At 42.9% G+C, this 16790-nt stretch carries 13 protein-coding genes, 1 tRNA gene, 1 other RNA gene, 1 pseudogene and 1 other annotated feature; of the genes and pseudogenes, 14 read left to right on the top strand and 2 right to left on the bottom strand.

Going from position 1 to position 16790, the window contains the following annotated elements; genetic code table 11:
* The first annotated feature begins 28 nt into the window (after positions 1–28).
* From MXE28_RS08280 to ssrA, 13 genes are all read left to right on the top strand, one after another.
* Positions 29–1186, top strand: coding sequence for a PIN domain-containing protein (locus MXE28_RS08280; protein ID WP_156705793.1), 1158 nt, complete (start codon positions 29–31; stop codon positions 1184–1186).
* Complete coding sequence (gene ispD / locus MXE28_RS08275; protein ID WP_247240029.1) at positions 1183–2346, top strand: 2-C-methyl-D-erythritol 4-phosphate cytidylyltransferase; 1164 nt, start codon at positions 1183–1185, stop codon at positions 2344–2346. The genes MXE28_RS08280 and ispD overlap by 4 nt, the downstream gene beginning before the upstream one ends.
* Before the next feature lie 59 nt (positions 2347–2405).
* Complete coding sequence (gltX, locus tag MXE28_RS08270; protein ID WP_021842449.1) at positions 2406–3872, top strand: glutamate--tRNA ligase; 1467 nt, start codon at positions 2406–2408, stop codon at positions 3870–3872.
* Positions 3873–3983: 111 nt separating this feature from the next.
* Complete coding sequence (pepT, locus tag MXE28_RS08265; RefSeq protein WP_226974270.1) at positions 3984–5204, top strand: peptidase T; 1221 nt, start codon at positions 3984–3986, stop codon at positions 5202–5204.
* Between the two features lie 159 nt (positions 5205–5363).
* Positions 5364–5567, top strand: a binding site (T-box leader).
* A gap of 49 nt (positions 5568–5616) precedes the next feature.
* Positions 5617–7071: a cysteine--tRNA ligase gene (gene cysS, locus MXE28_RS08260; RefSeq protein WP_021842447.1), complete on the top strand. Its 1455-nt coding sequence runs from the start codon at positions 5617–5619 to the stop codon at positions 7069–7071.
* Positions 7061–7528: a ribonuclease III domain-containing protein gene (locus MXE28_RS08255; RefSeq protein WP_021842446.1), complete on the top strand. Its 468-nt coding sequence runs from the start codon at positions 7061–7063 to the stop codon at positions 7526–7528. Before cysS ends, MXE28_RS08255 begins: the two co-directional genes overlap by 11 nt.
* Positions 7529–7559: 31 nt before the next feature.
* On the top strand, positions 7560–8288 hold the full coding sequence (gene rlmB / locus MXE28_RS08250; protein ID WP_021842445.1) for a 23S rRNA (guanosine(2251)-2'-O)-methyltransferase RlmB: 729 nt from the start codon (positions 7560–7562) through the stop codon (positions 8286–8288).
* A gap of 18 nt (positions 8289–8306) precedes the next feature.
* Positions 8307–8843, top strand: coding sequence for an NYN domain-containing protein (locus tag MXE28_RS08245; protein WP_021842444.1), 537 nt, complete (start codon positions 8307–8309; stop codon positions 8841–8843).
* Positions 8844–8924: 81 nt separating this feature from the next.
* A complete protein-coding gene (sigH, locus tag MXE28_RS08240) occupies positions 8925–9596 on the top strand; it encodes an RNA polymerase sporulation sigma factor SigH (protein ID WP_021842443.1) in 672 nt (223 codons plus the stop codon).
* Positions 9597–9610: 14 nt separating this feature from the next.
* Positions 9611–9847, top strand: a complete 237-nt coding sequence (gene secG, locus MXE28_RS08235; protein WP_127058512.1) for a preprotein translocase subunit SecG — start codon at positions 9611–9613, stop codon at positions 9845–9847.
* Between the two features lie 55 nt (positions 9848–9902).
* Entirely contained in the window at positions 9903–12377 is a 2475-nt protein-coding gene (gene rnr, locus MXE28_RS08230) for a ribonuclease R (protein ID WP_308694432.1), read from the top strand.
* Positions 12378–12403: 26 nt separating this feature from the next.
* Positions 12404–12883, top strand: coding sequence for an SsrA-binding protein SmpB (gene smpB, locus MXE28_RS08225; protein ID WP_021842440.1), 480 nt, complete (start codon positions 12404–12406; stop codon positions 12881–12883).
* A 200-nt stretch (positions 12884–13083) separates the two neighbouring features.
* Positions 13084–13427: a transfer-messenger RNA gene (gene ssrA, locus MXE28_RS08220) on the top strand.
* 115 nt (positions 13428–13542) lie between these two features.
* Here ssrA and MXE28_RS08215 read toward each other — a convergent pair.
* Together MXE28_RS08215 and MXE28_RS08210 are read right to left on the bottom strand one after the other, a co-directional pair.
* On the bottom strand, positions 13543–14655 hold the full coding sequence (locus MXE28_RS08215) for an IS1249 family transposase (RefSeq protein WP_247240033.1): 1113 nt from the start codon (positions 14653–14655) through the stop codon (positions 13543–13545).
* 232 nt (positions 14656–14887) lie between these two features.
* Positions 14888–16364, bottom strand: a pseudogene (locus tag MXE28_RS08210) (DASS family sodium-coupled anion symporter).
* 207 nt (positions 16365–16571) lie between these two features.
* Here MXE28_RS08210 and MXE28_RS08205 point away from each other — a divergent pair.
* Positions 16572–16655, top strand: a tRNA-Leu gene (locus MXE28_RS08205).
* The last annotated feature ends 135 nt before the right edge of the window (positions 16656–16790 follow it).

Here is a 16790-nt window from a genome sequence, read left to right as displayed (position 1 = left end):
GTGTACACAGTGAAAGGAGGTGAAATGAATGGTATATAAGATTTTACGTTATGTCATAGCCTTATTGGTTGGGATTATGGGTTATATGTTGACGGACAATTTCATGCCCGTATGGGAACCGATTATTGATGTGAAGTTCTGGACAATGGGCTTCTTCGGTATTTCCATAATTAAAATTTTAGCCTTAGCTTTGGGCGGCTTAATTGGTGCTCTAATCGGCTTTGTTATCGCTTTGCCGATTATTAATCAGGGGTTAAAATTGGCCAGAAGAATTGAAAGTCTCTTATCCCGTGTACCTAATCAGGAATTAATGGCCGGCACAGCCGGATTACTTTTTGGACTTATAATAGCAAATCTTATTGGCTTGGCATTTTATCGCGTTCCGATTATCGGTTCGTATATTCCTATTATTTTAAGTGCTATCTTCGGTTATATCGGGATGCGTTTGGCATCGCGCAAAGGACCGGAGCTCTATGCCAACTGGTTGCAGAGCCGCACAGTGGCAAAAGATAAGAAAAAAGACGTTGTACCTAAAGACAGCGAACAGGCGGCAATACCGGTTATCTCTGAATTTGAATCGGTATCGGTAGCAAAGTTATTGGATACGTCGGTTATTATTGACGGTCGTATTGCCGAATTGTGTGAAACGGGCTTTTTGGAAGGGCCTTTAGTAGTGCCTTTATTCGTGCTTGAAGAATTGCAACATATTTCCGACTCAGCCGATGTGTTGAAGCGTAATCGCGGTCGTCGCGGGCTCGATATTTTGCAAAGCATGCAACAAAAAGAGATAATCGCCATCAAAGTAATTGCCGATGATTTTGAGGATATTACAGAAGTAGACTCCAAATTGATGCGTCTTGCTTTGGACAAAAAGTGGAAAATTGTAACGAATGATTTTAACTTGAATAAAGTAGCCAGCTTGCAAGGCATCGAAGTACTTAACTTAAATGATTTGGCCAATGCATTGAAACCGGCCATGATTCCGGGCGAATGGATTCGTGTCCAGGTTATTAAAGAGGGCAAGGAAGATAATCAAGGTGTCGCTTATTTAGATGACGGTACGATGATTGTTATTGAAAACGGGGCCCAATATGTGGATACGTCCATTGATGTTATGGTTACGTCAGTATTACAGACCAGTGCAGGTCGTATGATTTTTGCGCGGGCGAAAGGAACTAAAGAATGATCAGCTGTATTTTATTAGCCGCCGGCGCCGGTAAACGGATGAAATGCGAGGCTAACAAAATATTTTTGCAGCTTGGAAATTATTCCGTGTTGCAATGGAATTTGCATCATATGACGGCAGTGGCTGATATTTCGGAAGTGATAATTGTAGCTGCTGCCGGTGAAGAGCCTGTTATTGCCAAAGAAGTGGCGGCTATGGGCCAATTGCCTTGGGAGCCGCGTATTGTAGCGGGTGGCAAAGAGCGTCAAGATTCGGTGCGAGCCGGCACATTGGCTGTCAGTGAGTCAGCGGATATTATTTTGGTCCATGATGGGGCACGTCCCATGGCAAAACCGGAATTATTCACGGCTGTGGCTAAAGCTGCTGATGAGTATGGCGCAGCGGTAGCCGCTGTACCGGTCATCGATACGATTAAACGCGTGTCGGACGATTTATTGGTTACACAGACGCTCAAACGCAGTGAGTTATATGCGGTTCAAACACCACAAGGTTTTCAGCGTCAATGGCTCATGGACGCACAGGCCTACGCGGCTGAGACTGACTTCTTGGGGACTGATGATGTATCTTTGGTAGAGCATCAAGGTAAACCGGTTCATATCGTACTGAGTGATTATACCAATTGTAAACTCACAACCCCCGAGGATATTATAAGAGCTAAGCAATATTTAGGAGTGACAGAACCTATGATGCGAGTAGGCTTCGGTTATGATGTACATCGTTTTAAAACAGGCAGACCTTGTATTTTGGGCGGTGTACAAATCGAGAGTGAATTCGGCCCTGATGGCCACAGTGATGCGGATGTATTGATTCATGCTTTGATGGATGCTTTATTGGGAGCGGCCGGTTTACCCGATATCGGGTATTGGTTTCCGCCGGAAGATGATGCGTTCAAAGGTATTTCAAGTATGGAATTATTGCGCCGTGTTGTGAAACTACTACACGAAAAAGGATTTAAGGCGTATAATGTAGATGTTATGGTCATTGCGGAAGCGCCTAAATTAAAGCCGCATATCGGGGCTATGAAGGAAAATCTGGCCGGTGCCTTAGGGATTGGTGAAGATTTTATCAGTGTAAAAGCAACGACTCATGAGAAGATGGGGGCGTTTGGTCGCAAGGAAGGTTTGGCTGCTCAGGCGGTAGTAACGCTTTATAAAGCCTAATCATTAGCAACCTGTCACCCTATAAATAAAATGTATTAAGTAAAGGAGCGGATATAAACATGGCAAAGATGAAGGTACGATTTGCACCAAGTCCGACAGGACCTTTCCATATCGGTGGTGCCCGTTCAGCCCTTTTCAACTGGCTATTGGCACGTAAAGAAGGAGGTACATTCCTTCTGCGTATTGAAGATACAGATTTGGCGCGTTCTACGCGTGAAAGCGAAGAGAATATTAAAGCCGCTCTTAAATGGCTCGGCATGGATTGGGATGAAGGTATTGACGTAGGCGGTGAACACGGTCCGTATCGTCAGACTGAACGTCTCGATATTTATAATGAAGTAACGCAGCGTTTATTGGATGAAGATAAAGCTTATCGTTGTTACTGCACCGAAGAAGAATTGGAAGCGGTACGTCAGGAACAATTAGAACGCGGTGAAACACCTAAATACAACGGTCATTGCAGCCATTTAACAGAAGAACAAATCGCTGAATATGAAAAAGAAGGCCGTAAACACACGGTTCGTTTGCGTGTGCCTTTGAATCAGACCATTGCCTTTGATGACATGGTGCGTGGTCATGTGTCCTTTGAATCCAATGGCGTTGGTGATTTCGTTATTGTAAAATCCGACGGGATTCCCGTTTATAACTACGCTGTAGTTATTGACGATCATACCATGGAAGTAACTCACGTAATTCGTGCGGAAGAACATCTTTCCAATACGCCGCGTCAGATTGCAATTTATAATGCTTTGGGCTGGGAAGTGCCGACTTTCGGTCACATTTCCTTAATCCTTGGTAAAGATTACAAGAAGATGAGTAAACGTCACGGTGCTACTTCCGTTGATCAGTATCGTCAGCTCGGTTACTTGCCGGAAGCCATCGATAACTTCTTGGCATTGCTCGGTTGGGCACCGGACGGTGAACAGGAATTATTTACACAGGAAGAGTTGATTCAAAACTTCTCCATGGACCGTGTAGCTAAGAATCCGGCCGTGTTTGATATCGATAAATTAAATTGGATTAACTTCAACTACATGAAGAATTTATCCGATGAAGAATTATACGAATTATGCTTGCCTCATTTGCAGGAAGCCGGTTATGCTTCTGAAAACCCTGATGAAGCGGAAAAAGCTAAACTCATCATGCTTTGTGTATGCTTAAAAGACCACATCAGCTTCGGTGCTCAGATTAAAGAAGAAGCAAAACTAATCTTTGAAGATATGGAGGCTCCGGATGCCGAACACGCTGAAGAAATTAAAGCGGTATTGGCTGAAGAATCTTGTCCGACCGTGCTCAATGCATTCCGTGCAGCCGTAGCGGATTTGGACGAAATTACGCCGGATGTAGTAAAAGCTACCATCAAAGGTATTATGAAAGAAACCAAATTGAAAGGGAAATTCGTATTTATGCCGATTCGTATCGCTACGACCGGTCAAATGCACGGCCCTGATTTGAATTACATTATCACCTTGTTTGGTAAAGAAAAGACGTTGGCACGCCTTGATGCGGCTATCAGTCAGTTATAATTGATTGTATTTAGTAGGTTACATCCTTTATTGACGGTCAATTTTTGAGTACGGGAGGTTTCCTCCCGTACTCTTTTTTATATTCTTTCTTTTTTTAAAGGAGGCTATAATATGGAATCTATGGTTGAACGTTTTTTGCGGTACACTAAAACAAACACGCGCTCTGATGAAGCGGCTACTTCAGTACCGAGTACTCAGACTCAGGTTGAGTTTGCCAAAGTATTGAAAGCGGATTTGGAAGAACTGGGCTTAAGTGATGTGAAAATCAACGAAAAGAACGGGTTTGTTATTGGTGCTTTACCGGCTAATACCAACGACCAGGTACCGGCCATCGGCTTTATTGCTCACATGGATACAGCTGATTATAATGCGGAAAACATTACCCCGCGTATTATCAAAGACTATGACGGGCAGGATATATTGCTCAATGAAGCAAAAGGTATCTACAGCCGTGTTGCCGATTTTCCTAATTTAGCCAATTATAAAGGCAAAACTTTAATTGTTACTGACGGCACCACCTTGCTTGGCGGCGATGACAAAGCGGGCATCGTGGAAATCATGGAAGCGTTACGTTATTTGAAAGAAAATCCGGACATCAAGCATGGTCTTATTATGTGTGCTTTCGGACCTGACGAAGAAATTGGGCGCGGTGCAGATTTATTTGACGTAAAAGATTTTCCGGTAGATTTTGCGTACACCATTGACGGTACCCGCCTTGGTGAATTGGAATACGAAACATTCAATGCCGCTTCTGCTACCGTTGAATTACACGGTATATCCGTGCATCCGGGCTCTGCAAAGAATACCATGATTAACTGCAATAAATTGGCCATGGAATTTGATCGTTTATTGCCACAAGCCGCTGTTCCTGAATTAACGGAAGACCATGAAGGCTTTATCATGCTTGCAAGCAATGAAACGGGTGTAGAATCAGGCACCATGAAATACATCATTCGTGACCACGACCGTTCCTTCTTTGAAGCCAAAAAACAATTATTCGTGCTGGCTGCCAAAGTATTGAACGAACGTTACGGTCGTGAAGTAGTCACCTTGACACTTAAAGATCAATATTACAATATGTACGATATCATTAAAGATCATATGGAATGTGTAGATATTGCGAAAGCAGCTATGGAAAAAGCCGGTGTTAAACCGCTTATTCAGCCGATTCGCGGCGGCACTGACGGATCTAAAATTTCCTTTATGGGTATTCCGACACCTAATTTGTTTACCGGCGTGGAAAACCTTCACGGTCCTCACGAATACGCTTGTGTTGAACATATGGAGTTAGCGGTTAAGACGATTGTTAATATTGCCACGGCAGCCAAATAAGAGCAAAATAACAGGCGAAATAATTAGAAAATTAAATATAACGGAACCACTTGCACACGATTAAATTTTAGCCGTATAATTTGTATAGAATTAGTCGTAATACATTGACTTTATAAGGGTTTTATGATATTATTCTCTATATATCGAATAAAATTGTTATTAAAGACGATGAACGAAAGAAGTACTTTGTGACTAACTTTACAGCGAGAACTAACTGGTGGAAGGGTTTAAGTATAGCCAAGGGAAATGCATTCGGGAGTTAACAGGCTGAATAGAGTAAGTTTGTTCGGATACGCCCGTTATGCGTTGGAGAGAGTGCTATCAGTACTTAACAGAGTGGAACCGCGGGCCACCGTCTCTGTAATGAGATGGTGGCTTTTTATATTTTAACGGAAGAGAGGCATCGGTAGCGATGAGAGAAATTAAAGTATACAATACGATGACAAGAGAAAAAGAAGTATTTAAGCCGGTAAAGGAGGGAGAAGCTAAGATTTACGTATGTGGCGTAACGCCGTACAACCACCCTCATATCGGTAATGCTCGTCCTTTTGTTACCTGGGATGTAATTCGTCGCTATTTGACACATGTAGGCTATAAAGTGACGTATGTACAGAACTTTACAGACGTGGACGATAAAATTATTAACACATCTAATGGGGAAGGTGTGTCCTGGGATACGATTGCCAATCGCTATATCGATTCCTATTTTGAAGTTATGGATGCCCTTCACGTTAAGCATGCTGATGTATATCCGCGTGTATCCGAACACATTGACGAAATCATTGAAATGATTGCTACGTTGATTAAAAAAGGTTTTGCTTACGAATTGGACGGCGACGTATACTACAGTGTTGAAAAATTCGAAGATTACGGCAAATTATCGGGCCGTACTTTGGATGATATGGAAGCGGGCGCTCGTGTAGACGTAGATGACCGCAAACAGAATCCGATGGACTTTGCCCTTTGGAAGAGCGCTAAACCGGGTGAACCTTATTGGGAAAGCCCATGGGGTAACGGTCGTCCGGGATGGCATATTGAATGCTCTACCATGAGCAACAAATACTTGGGTGAAGAATTTGACTTCCATGGCGGCGGCAGCGATTTGATTTTCCCTCATCATGAAAACGAAATTGCTCAGTCTGAAGGCTGCACCGGTCACCATCCGTCTGTACGTTACTGGTTGCATAATGGTTTCATTACCATTAACCAAGAAAAGATGAGTAAATCTTTGAACAACTTCTTCTTGGTAAAAGATATTTTGAAAGAATACAGTCCTGATGCACTTCGCTATTTCTTGATGAGCACTCATTATCGCAGCCCGCTTGATTTCAGCGATGAACGCTTGGAAGAAGCCAATAAATCCTTAGAACGCATGACAACGGCTATTCAGAACCTTTTATACTTGGAAAACCAAGAAGAAGGCGAATGTGATGACGAAGCAAAAGCATTACTCGATAATGCTCGCAAATATGCGGAAGAATTTGAAGAAGCTATGTCCGATGACTTCAATACGGCACTTGCCGGAGCGCCAATGTTCGGCTTGGCTAAAGAAATCAACATTTACTACCAAGCAGTACAAAACTGCAACGGTAAAGTTTGCCATGAAACATTAGCAGAAGTACGTGACATCTTCAAGATGATGACTGATATCATCGGTATTTTGGAACAGGCTTGGGAAGGTCCACAAGGCGGTGCCGGCGCTGAAGAATACGAACAGTTAATGCAAGTAATCTTGAATGTTCGTCAAAATGCCCGTGAACAGAAACTTTGGGACTTAGCCGATGCCATTCGTGATGAATTGGGCAATATCGGTATCGTAATTGAAGATTCGCCGCAAGGGGCACGGTGGAAGAAACGTGAACTTTAAGCGCTATCAATTTTTACGAGCCACGGCTATTGAAAAATTAAAAGCAACAACTACGCATGAGGGAATTGTACCGGCTGAAGCTGAGGATTCCCTCATGCTTGCCTATATAGGCGATGCCGTGTATTCGCTCTATATCCGCGAGCGCATGACGGAAGCGGGCATTTCTAAGGTTCAGGTATTACATAACCTGGTTACGGAGTGCATTTGTGCTAAGGCACAGTCAAAGGTTCTCCATGCGTGGGAAGAGTCAGACTATTTAACGGATATGGAAAAACAGGTGGCTAAACGAGCTCGTAATAGTAATGTACATGTACCGAAAAGTGCCACCGTACAAGAATATCGTGCCAGTACAGCCTTTGAAGCAGTACTTGGCTATTTATATCGTTCGGGTCAGAACGAGCGACTACAGACTTTGATGAAAGCTGCATTTTGGTATACTTTGGACAGTATGAGTTAGATGCGTTATGATAGAGTAAAGGAGACATATCATGAGTGATTATATTGTAGGACGCAATGCGGTACGTGAAGCTTTGCGATCGGGACGAACCATTCAGCGTTTGTTTATTACGAATGATAAGGTGCAGGGCTCCTTACAGGAAATCATAGGGTTGGCTAAGGATAAAGGAATTGAGCTGCGCCGGGTGGATGACAAACAGCTTAGTAAATACGCTGACGGTGTGGTTCATCAAGGGGTCGTGGCTTTGGCGGCACCGGTTAAATTTGCCGATTTAGGTGAAGTGCTTCAAAATTGGTCTTCTGATAAAGCGCCACTTTTAATCTTGTTGGATGGCATTGAAGATCCTCATAATATGGGGGCAATCATTCGAACTGCCGAATGTTGCGGTGCTACGGCCGTTTTAATTCCGAAGCGCCATACAGCTCCGATTAATGCTACCGTTGCCAAAACGTCGGCCGGTGCTTTAGAATCTATTCCGTTAGTGCAGGTTGGCAATGTGGCACAGACAATTGAAGAACTTAAAAAGCAAGGCTTTTGGGTTCTCGGTGCTCACATGGAAGGTCAGCAAACCTTGTATCAGGCCGATTTGACGAGTCCTTTAGTGCTCGTTATCGGCAATGAAGGGAAAGGGCTTAGTCGCCTTACTAAAGAGCGCTGTGATTTTCTCGTAACGATTCCTATGTACGGTCGTATTAACTCATTAAATGCATCGGTAGCGGCGGCTATTTTGATGTATGAAGCGGTTCGGCAGCGTCAATAAAAGGAGTGAGGCTCCGACATGAGAGAAGATATTTTAATTGTTGACGGGTATAATGTTATATTTGCGTGGCCGGAACTGAAGAAAATCAGTAAAAGTTCCTTGGAACATGCCCGGTCGCGAATTAAGCATATGCTTCAAAATTACGGTAAACATAAGGGTTACCGTGTTATACTGGTATTTGACGGTAAATATGCCCATCCCGGCAGTGCCGAAGAGTTTATTACCGATGATTTTTTGGAAGTGTATACGGCTGATGGGGAAACAGCGGACTCTTATATTGAACGGACCGTTTTCACTTTTAAAAACACCTATGCCAATGTATATGTATGCACCTCTGATTATGCGGAACAGAGCCAAGTACTCGGTTTTGGTGCTTTGCGTATCTCCGCGCGTGAGTTAAAAGCCCAGGTTGAACGGGCTAAAATTGACGAACAGCGTTATTACAAAGGGCTTCACAACCGAGATAGTTTGCAATTACAGCGTAATGAACTGGGACATCAAATTGATGGTGAAGTAGCTAAGCAGTGGGAAACCTTGCGTCGAGGGAAGAAATGACCTTGCAGAACCGAGGGCTATCAAGTATAATGAGAGATACATTAGTAAGGTTCTGCGAATCCGGCAGAGTGGGAGGTCGGCATGTGCGTTAATCCACGCGTAAATGATGAGTACCGTCGTTATGTAGATTTAACAGATGAACAAATTTGTAAATTAGCGCAAGAACAAGATGACCACTTAGCGGTGGACTATCTTGTGGATAAATATAAAAATTTTGTGCGTGCCAAGGCACGGTCTTATTTTTTAATCGGTGCTGATAAAGAGGACATTATCCAAGAGGGCATGATTGGCCTCTATAAAGCTACGCGCGATTTTAAAGGGGACCGACTGGCGTCGTTTAAGGCCTTTGCCGAGTTATGTGTAACACGGCAAATTATTACGGCTATTAAAACCGCGACGCGGCAAAAACATATTCCGCTCAATTCCTATATTTCGCTGAATAAGCCGATTTATGCGGATGAGACGGAACGAACCTTGATGGACGTATTAGTGGAAGGCCAGGGTACGGATCCTGAAGAATTATTCATTAATCGGGAAGAATTTTCCGATATTGAAGCAAAAATGGGATCTATATTAAGTGATTTGGAAGGCAAAGTGCTGATGGGGTACTTAGACGGCAAGTCGTATAATGAAATTGCCGCTGAATATCACCGCAGTGTCAAATCCATTGATAATGCATTGCAACGCGTAAAGCGTAAATTAGAAAAGTATTTGGAACATCGCAGTGAATTGGCGAAAAAGAATGAGCCTTAGGAAGGATGACAATTGTGAGAAATTTCTTGATGTTTGCAGAAGTGGTAGTTGCTATTTTATTGATTATGGTGGTTGTATTACAATCCAGTAAAAGTGCCGGTATGGGCGGCGCCGTAAGTGGTGCGGCTGACTCCGTATTTGGCGGTAAAGCACGTGGTATCGACGGTTTATTGTCGAAATGTACTATCGTGTTGGGGATTATTTTTGCCATCTTGAGCTTATTCTTAGGGATTTACTTGAATCAATATTAATAGCGAGCCTGCCTTGTGCAGGCTTTTTTGGTAGGGGTATAAAGCTATGGAAGAGATGAAAGATAAGATTTTAGCGTTTTTTAAGGCCATTAGTCCGGAAGCGTATCATATCGAAGATGCAGCATATATTTTGGGCATAAAAGGGTCTGAAGAGTTGGAAGCCTTTATGGGAGATGTGGAAGCGCTTACCGAAGCGGGCTTATTAGAAGCACGGCCCGGCGACTACTACAAATTCATCGACAAGGCTGAAAAAACAGCATTAAAAATTGAGGAAGTAAGAGAGTTTGAAGGTATTTATAAGAGCCTTCGTAACGGCCGCGGGCTTGTTATTGACGAGACGGGGCAACATGAAGTAAATATCGGTGCCGGCGATCGTAACGGTGCCATGCATAATGATAAAGTTTTGGTACATTTTTTCCGCTTCGGTCGTATCGGCGAACAGCGCCATGAAGGCCGTGTGGAAAAAGTGATTCAACATGTGAATACATCCATTGTAGGGACTTATGATCGCCAACAGATGTTTGGCTTTGTAACGCCTGATGATGAACGCTTAGTTGATGATATCTATGTAGCTTTGCCTGATACTATGGAAGCGCGCAGCGGGGCTAAAGTATTGGTGGAAATTACTCGTTGGCCTGATGCTAAAGGACGCCAGCCGGAAGGTAAAATTACGTCCATTTTAGGTTATAAGGGCGACGTAGGTGTGGATATTAACTGCGTAATGGCGCAGCATAAAATTCCGTTTTCATTTCCTGAGGCGGTTTTAAAAGAAGCGGATCGCGTATCCTTTGATGTAGCCCTGGGCGGTAAACGTCTTGACTTACGCGAGGTGCCGATGATTACTATCGACGGCGAAGATGCTAAAGATTTGGACGATGCGGTAAGTTGTAAACAGCTGGCCAACGGTCATTATAAATTAGGTGTTCACATTGCCGATGTAAGTCATTACGTACGGGGCAATACACAGCTCGACAAAGAAGCCTATAAACGTGGTACCAGTGTGTATTTGGTTGACCGTGTTGTACCGATGTTACCGACTAAATTGTCCAACGGTATTTGTAGTTTGAATGCCAAAGAAGATCGCTATGCCATGAGCTGCATTATGGAAATCAACCATGCAGGCCGTGTGGTGGACTTCCAAATCAGTCCGTCCGTCATTCGCGTGGATCGTCGTTGCAGCTATCCCGAAATATATAAAGCATTGACTCAAAGCATCATTCCCGACGATTTGTTGCCATTGATGCCAATGGTGCATGAACTTCACGAAGTGGCCAAGATTTTAATTGCCATGCGTGAAAAATCCGGTGCCATTTCCTTTGAATTCCCTGAATACAAGATTCTGTTGGCCGAAGATGGTACACCACTCAAGATTGTACGTAAAGACCGTACTATTGCTGAAAAAATCATTGAAGCTTGTATGCTGATTGCCAATGAAACGGTAGCTTGCTATTTACGTGACACTCATAAACCGGGGATTTATCGTATTCATGAGCAGCCAAGTGAAGAAAAGTTACAAGCTTTACAGACGGTTGTTACCTATTTAGGCAAACCGTTCCATTTGGCCGACAGCCATGTTGAACCAAGAGATATTCAGAAGTTCTTAGACAGTATAGCCGGCACTGACATTGAACCGATTGCGCAGATTATGACCTTGCGCTCCATGCAGCAGGCGCGTTATTCGGCAGTCAATGTGGGACACTTTGGTTTGGCGTCCGCTTGTTATACCCACTTTACATCGCCAATCCGTCGTTATCCGGACTTAATTGTTCATCGTTTGCTCAAAAAACGGTTACACTGGGGCGATGGCTATAATAAATACGATGATATGGAGGATTATTTGGCGAAAGCGGCCGACCATTGTTCGATTCAGGAACAAATTGCCGTAGCTGCGGAACGCGATACAAATGATCTTAAAAAAGTTCAATACATGGAACCGTTTATCGGCGAAGTCTTTGACGGTAAAATCAGCTCCATCACATCATTTGGGATGTTTGTAGAGCTTGAAAATGGTATTGACGGCTTAGTTCATATTGCTACCATGGATGATGATTATTATTTCTTTGACGAAGAACATTTCTTGCTGGTTGGGCGCCGTACGGGCAGAACCTATCATTTGGGGCAGGAAGTAAAAGTAACACTTATCAAAGCGGATAAAGATAAGAAACAAATAGATTTCTTGCTTGGGGAAGTGGATGCGCAGACTCTGATTGAAAAATCGCTAGCCGGTGAACATCGTCGAACCGGTTTAGGCAGTCGCGGTATGCGCTCCGGCAAGTCCGGTAAAACCGGTAAAAACGGTAAAGCAGGTAAGAGCGGTAAAAGTTCTAAGTCTGAAAAGTCCGGTAAACGTGAAGCAAGCGAAAAAGACAGCAAGAATAGTAAACGTAAGAGCACAAACAGTAAATATAACTGGCAAAGTGATTACGAAGATAATACGCCGGCTGCTTTTGCCAGATTTGCCAAAAAATCTAAAAGCAAAAAACAAAGTAAAAAAGTAAGCCGCAAAAAGAAATCAGGTAAGAAAAAATAGCAGTACCGAAGTTTAGGAGGTAGTTTGTGAGTAAAGCTAAGAAAGACAGTACCAGTTTAATCGCCGACAATCGTAAGGCCAGACATGATTATCACATTCATGAGACTTATGAAGCGGGGATTGCTTTAACCGGTACTGAAGTTAAGTCGATTCGCCAGGGCCGACTTAATCTGAAAGACAGTTATTGTGCCATTCAAAATGGTGAAATATTCCTCTATCAGGCTCATATCAGCCCATATGAACAGGGTAATCAGTTTAACCATGAACCGATGCGTACGCGTAAATTATTGATGCATCGCAGTGAAATTCATAAATTGTTGGGACAGGTGAAGGAAAAAGGCTTTTCTTTGGTGCCACTTAATTTTCACTTCGCTCATGGCTTAATTAAGGTAACTGTAGGCCTCGTTACAGGTAAGAAAAATTATGATAAGCGCCAGGATATGGCTGAGCGCGATGCGCAGCGTGACATTCGTCGCCGCATGAAAGAACAGAGCCGCGATTATTAAGCTAAAATAAAAGACGTCTGCAGGTGTGTTCCTTTGAATGCACCTGAGGCGTCTAAATTAATGCCTGATTTGTTGAATCACTAACTTGTTTTCGTTATGCTCTATATTTGGCGATTTTTTACCTATAAACCGTTAGTTCAAAATTCGTCATTTTGTTTGACAGTACTGTCACAGTTGTTTATAATTAATCATGCACACATGGGGACGTAATGGTTTCGACAGGGGTGCGTGTATCACAGATAGCGAGTCGGCGTTTCCATTTGGCCGTTAAACGGTGGAACTTTTAAATTAAACGCAAAAGAAAACTTTGCATTAGCTGCATAAGCTACGTCTTACTCTGATCTGCCCGTGATCGGGGATAAGGCGTCAAACTACGGGCTCGCCTAATATATTTGCTCTAGTATAGTAGGTTAAACAACAGAGCTGGGTTAATATAGTTTGTCGTTGTACGAAAGTTAGCTAAGATCTAAAACAGCGTCTGCACTCGGAGAAGTCTGTGGGGCAACACTTTTGGACAGGGGTTCGATTCCCCTCGTCTCCACCACTTAACATTATTAATCAAAATAAGACCGCTCAGGCAATGGCCGAGCGGTCTTTTTGTTCTTGATTGAGTATAATTTTTGGCTTATAGGACAAAAAGTGTGTGTGGCTTTTTTAAATTAATCCCAATAAATTGGAAATTCCGTGGACATATGGAACTCATTCCAAACAATGGCATCCCCCCATTGCGGCAAGATATTATCCACACGGTTATTCCGCATTATCCTACGGTAAGTAGCAGCGATTGTTTTATCTGTAGGCATACATTTTAATATTTCAGCAACAGGAAGCGGTCTAGGTGAGTGCTCGTAACACCACCAATAGACCGCTTTTAATCGTCTTTCTAAGGATAACCCTCTGTGATCTCGTAACATCCCCCTAAGTTGCGCATTAACGCCTCCTTCCAGTCGATTGTTCGTTGTAGGTACGGTAATATCTACAAACGTCAGGTAGGTAAATAGAGTCTCATCTCTAATTAATCGTAAAAGTCCTGCCTCAGCTTTTAAGAGGCGTTCATGAGTTGCCCTTTGATTCCCATTTTCGTCGACTGTCATTTCACGTAAGAAGTCATCAAACTCTTCTCTCCAAGCTAATAATCCATCAATCCAAGTATAGGCATCATCTATCGATTGAATCTTAAATAAACGCTTTGCCAGTTCATATAAGGCCTTGCCGGCTATTGTTTTTGGCGCAGAAGTTGTATACCTTCTTACTTGCGCAAAAACGTGAAATAAACAACGTTGATGGTTACTTGTCGGCCACCTCTTTGCCAAGGCCTTAGCAAATCCAGATCCGCCATCTGAGATAACAACACGCGGAGGAGCAATACGGTCCATTAATGCCTGCCAAGCTCTAGAGTTCTCATATCTACAAACATACCAGCCTAACACATGGTCCTTACTACAACAAATAAGTACACAGAGCTTACGCGTTAGGTATATGCCGTCAAAGTAAAGCACATCATATACTTCCTCAATCTTTGGTGGAAGGCACCATATGGACCAAAATTTAGCGGTTTTACGTCTAAATGTACGCCCTCTTCCAGGCATATGCTGCTGCAATTGTTTACTAAATAACCATTTCAAAAACAGCTTTAGATTATGACTATCGGTGTTAATTTTGTTAGTGAAAGCGACTTTACAGTGCTTACAAAACCATCGCTGAGAACCGGATTTCAATATACCGTGTTTTATACATTTTCGACCACAATCAGGGCAAACTACTTGTTTAATATTAATCATCCTCCTATTTATGTTTTTATTTAGGAAGATATAATACCATTTTAGTCAGTAGTTATGTGGGTTCACGCATGTTTTTACACACACTTTTTGTCCACCCTTTATCTTTGTCAAAAAAAGATAAAAGTGCTATAAACCCAGTATCTATCTAGGTTTACAGCACTTTTTACACACACTTTTTGTCCTATAACTCTAATTTTTAGACAGTTATTTTAAATAATCTGAATTAGATTAATTTCGGCAAAATAAATTCAATCCAAGGAATACCTACTACGATAAATACAACGAGGTAGATGATACCGAAGATGGCACCCAATTTCCAGAATTCAGGGCCTTTTACATAACCGCTGGCGAACCATACCGGGCTATGACCGGTACCGTATGGTGTTAAGATACCCATAATACCCATTGGTAAGAGTAAAATAATCATAATCTGACTGGCATCAGCACCCGGAATTTGAAGTGCCAAGGTAGCAAATAAGCCAACCATAGCAGTTACGTATGCTGTACCGGAAGCGAAGAAGTAACGAAGTACACAGAAGGCAAAAAGCATACCTAATGTCGCCATAGTTACATCGAGACCTACGAGGTAACTATGGCGGATTTTGCCAACCAGTCAAGGAAACCTACGTTTTTAAGACCCGCAGCCATTGGTACTAAGGTAGCAAACCAAGTCAATACGTTCCAAGCCGGCTTGTTAGCTAAGAAGTCATTCCAGGTGATGATTTTAAAGAGAACCATAAGAATAATAACTAGTAAAGCCGTTGTGGTTGGGTTTACACCAAAAGTAGAGGAACCAATCCAAAGCGTTAAGGCAATGAGGGAAATAACCGCCATGGCGATTTCAGAAGCACTCATGGCGCCTAATTTATGGAATTCTTCTTTGGCCCATTCGGCGATTTCAGGCGAACCTTTAACTTCCGGCGGGCAAAGGTAGTATGTCAAAATTGGGGTAATTAAGAACAAGATAATGCCTACCGGTGCAACTGCTAAGAACCAGCTTGTCCAGTTAACGGTAGCAACGCCGGATTTGGCAGCGAGTTCAACCGCCAATGGGTTTGGCGCCTGGCCGGTGAGGAATAAGGTACTGGACACACAAGTCGTTGCCAAGCTGATCCAACATAAATAGGAGCCGATACGGCGCGGGTTTTTATCCGGATAGCTGTCAAACATCGGGCAAATACTGGAAACGATAGGGTAGATAGTACCACCGCTACGGGCTGCATTACTTGGGATAAATGGTGCTAAGATAAGGTCGGTAATAGCAATGGCATACCCGAGACCCAAGGAGGATTTACCTAATTTTTGAACTAAGAATAAGGCGATTCGGCGACCGAGACCACTGTTTTGATAGCCGATACCAATCATGAAGGCGGCAAAGATTAACCATACGATGGCATTGGAGAAACCGCTGAGGCCCCAATTGATTGCCTGACCGGCTGTGGTAGGCACAATTTTACCGGCTTTTTCTACAACCGGCATACCTACACGGAATAGAACGGCTAAGGTAATCGCAATCATACCGATAAAAGCAGGTGGCATCGGTTCGAGAATAAGACCCACAACTAAGGCTGCAAAAATACTTACAAAATCCATGCACCTGCGGATAGGCCTTCCGGCGCGCCAATCGCAAATACAATGAGTCCCACAATAATTGGGGCTAAGTACTTCCATAAGGCATTAAAACTCAACTTTGATATCATATTTTTTTATCTCCTTTCTGATGATACAAAAGTACTTTATATTATATAGAAATATAGGAAATAGTAAAGTGAATTATTGATTAAAATTACACATTATGAGAAATAGATATAAGTTACCATATATATTTTGCGACTTTGAAATTTTTTTGTAAAAAATGTGTTGACAGGTTTGTAAAGTTTGCGTATAATAGTCATTGTTCCGAACGCGCCGGAGTGGCGGAATGGCAGACGCACTTGACTCAAAATCAAGCGGGTAACACCGTGTGGGTTCAAGTCCCACCTCCGGCACCAAGCTAAAAGACGCTCAGTTGAGCGTCTTTTTTTGTTGCCTGTTTATGGCATCTTACTGGCTCTTTGTCAAATTTTGGGGTGCTAAAGAGTCTATGCACTTTGAGGAAGGACATGCGACATAACTGTTGCGTGTCC

This window comes from Veillonella sp. KGMB01456, assembly GCF_023051165.1.
In the GTDB taxonomy this organism is placed as follows: domain Bacteria; phylum Bacillota; class Negativicutes; order Veillonellales; family Veillonellaceae; genus Veillonella_A.
Note: the sequence above shows the minus strand (reverse complement) of the source record. Positions and strands in the feature narration are given on the sequence as shown.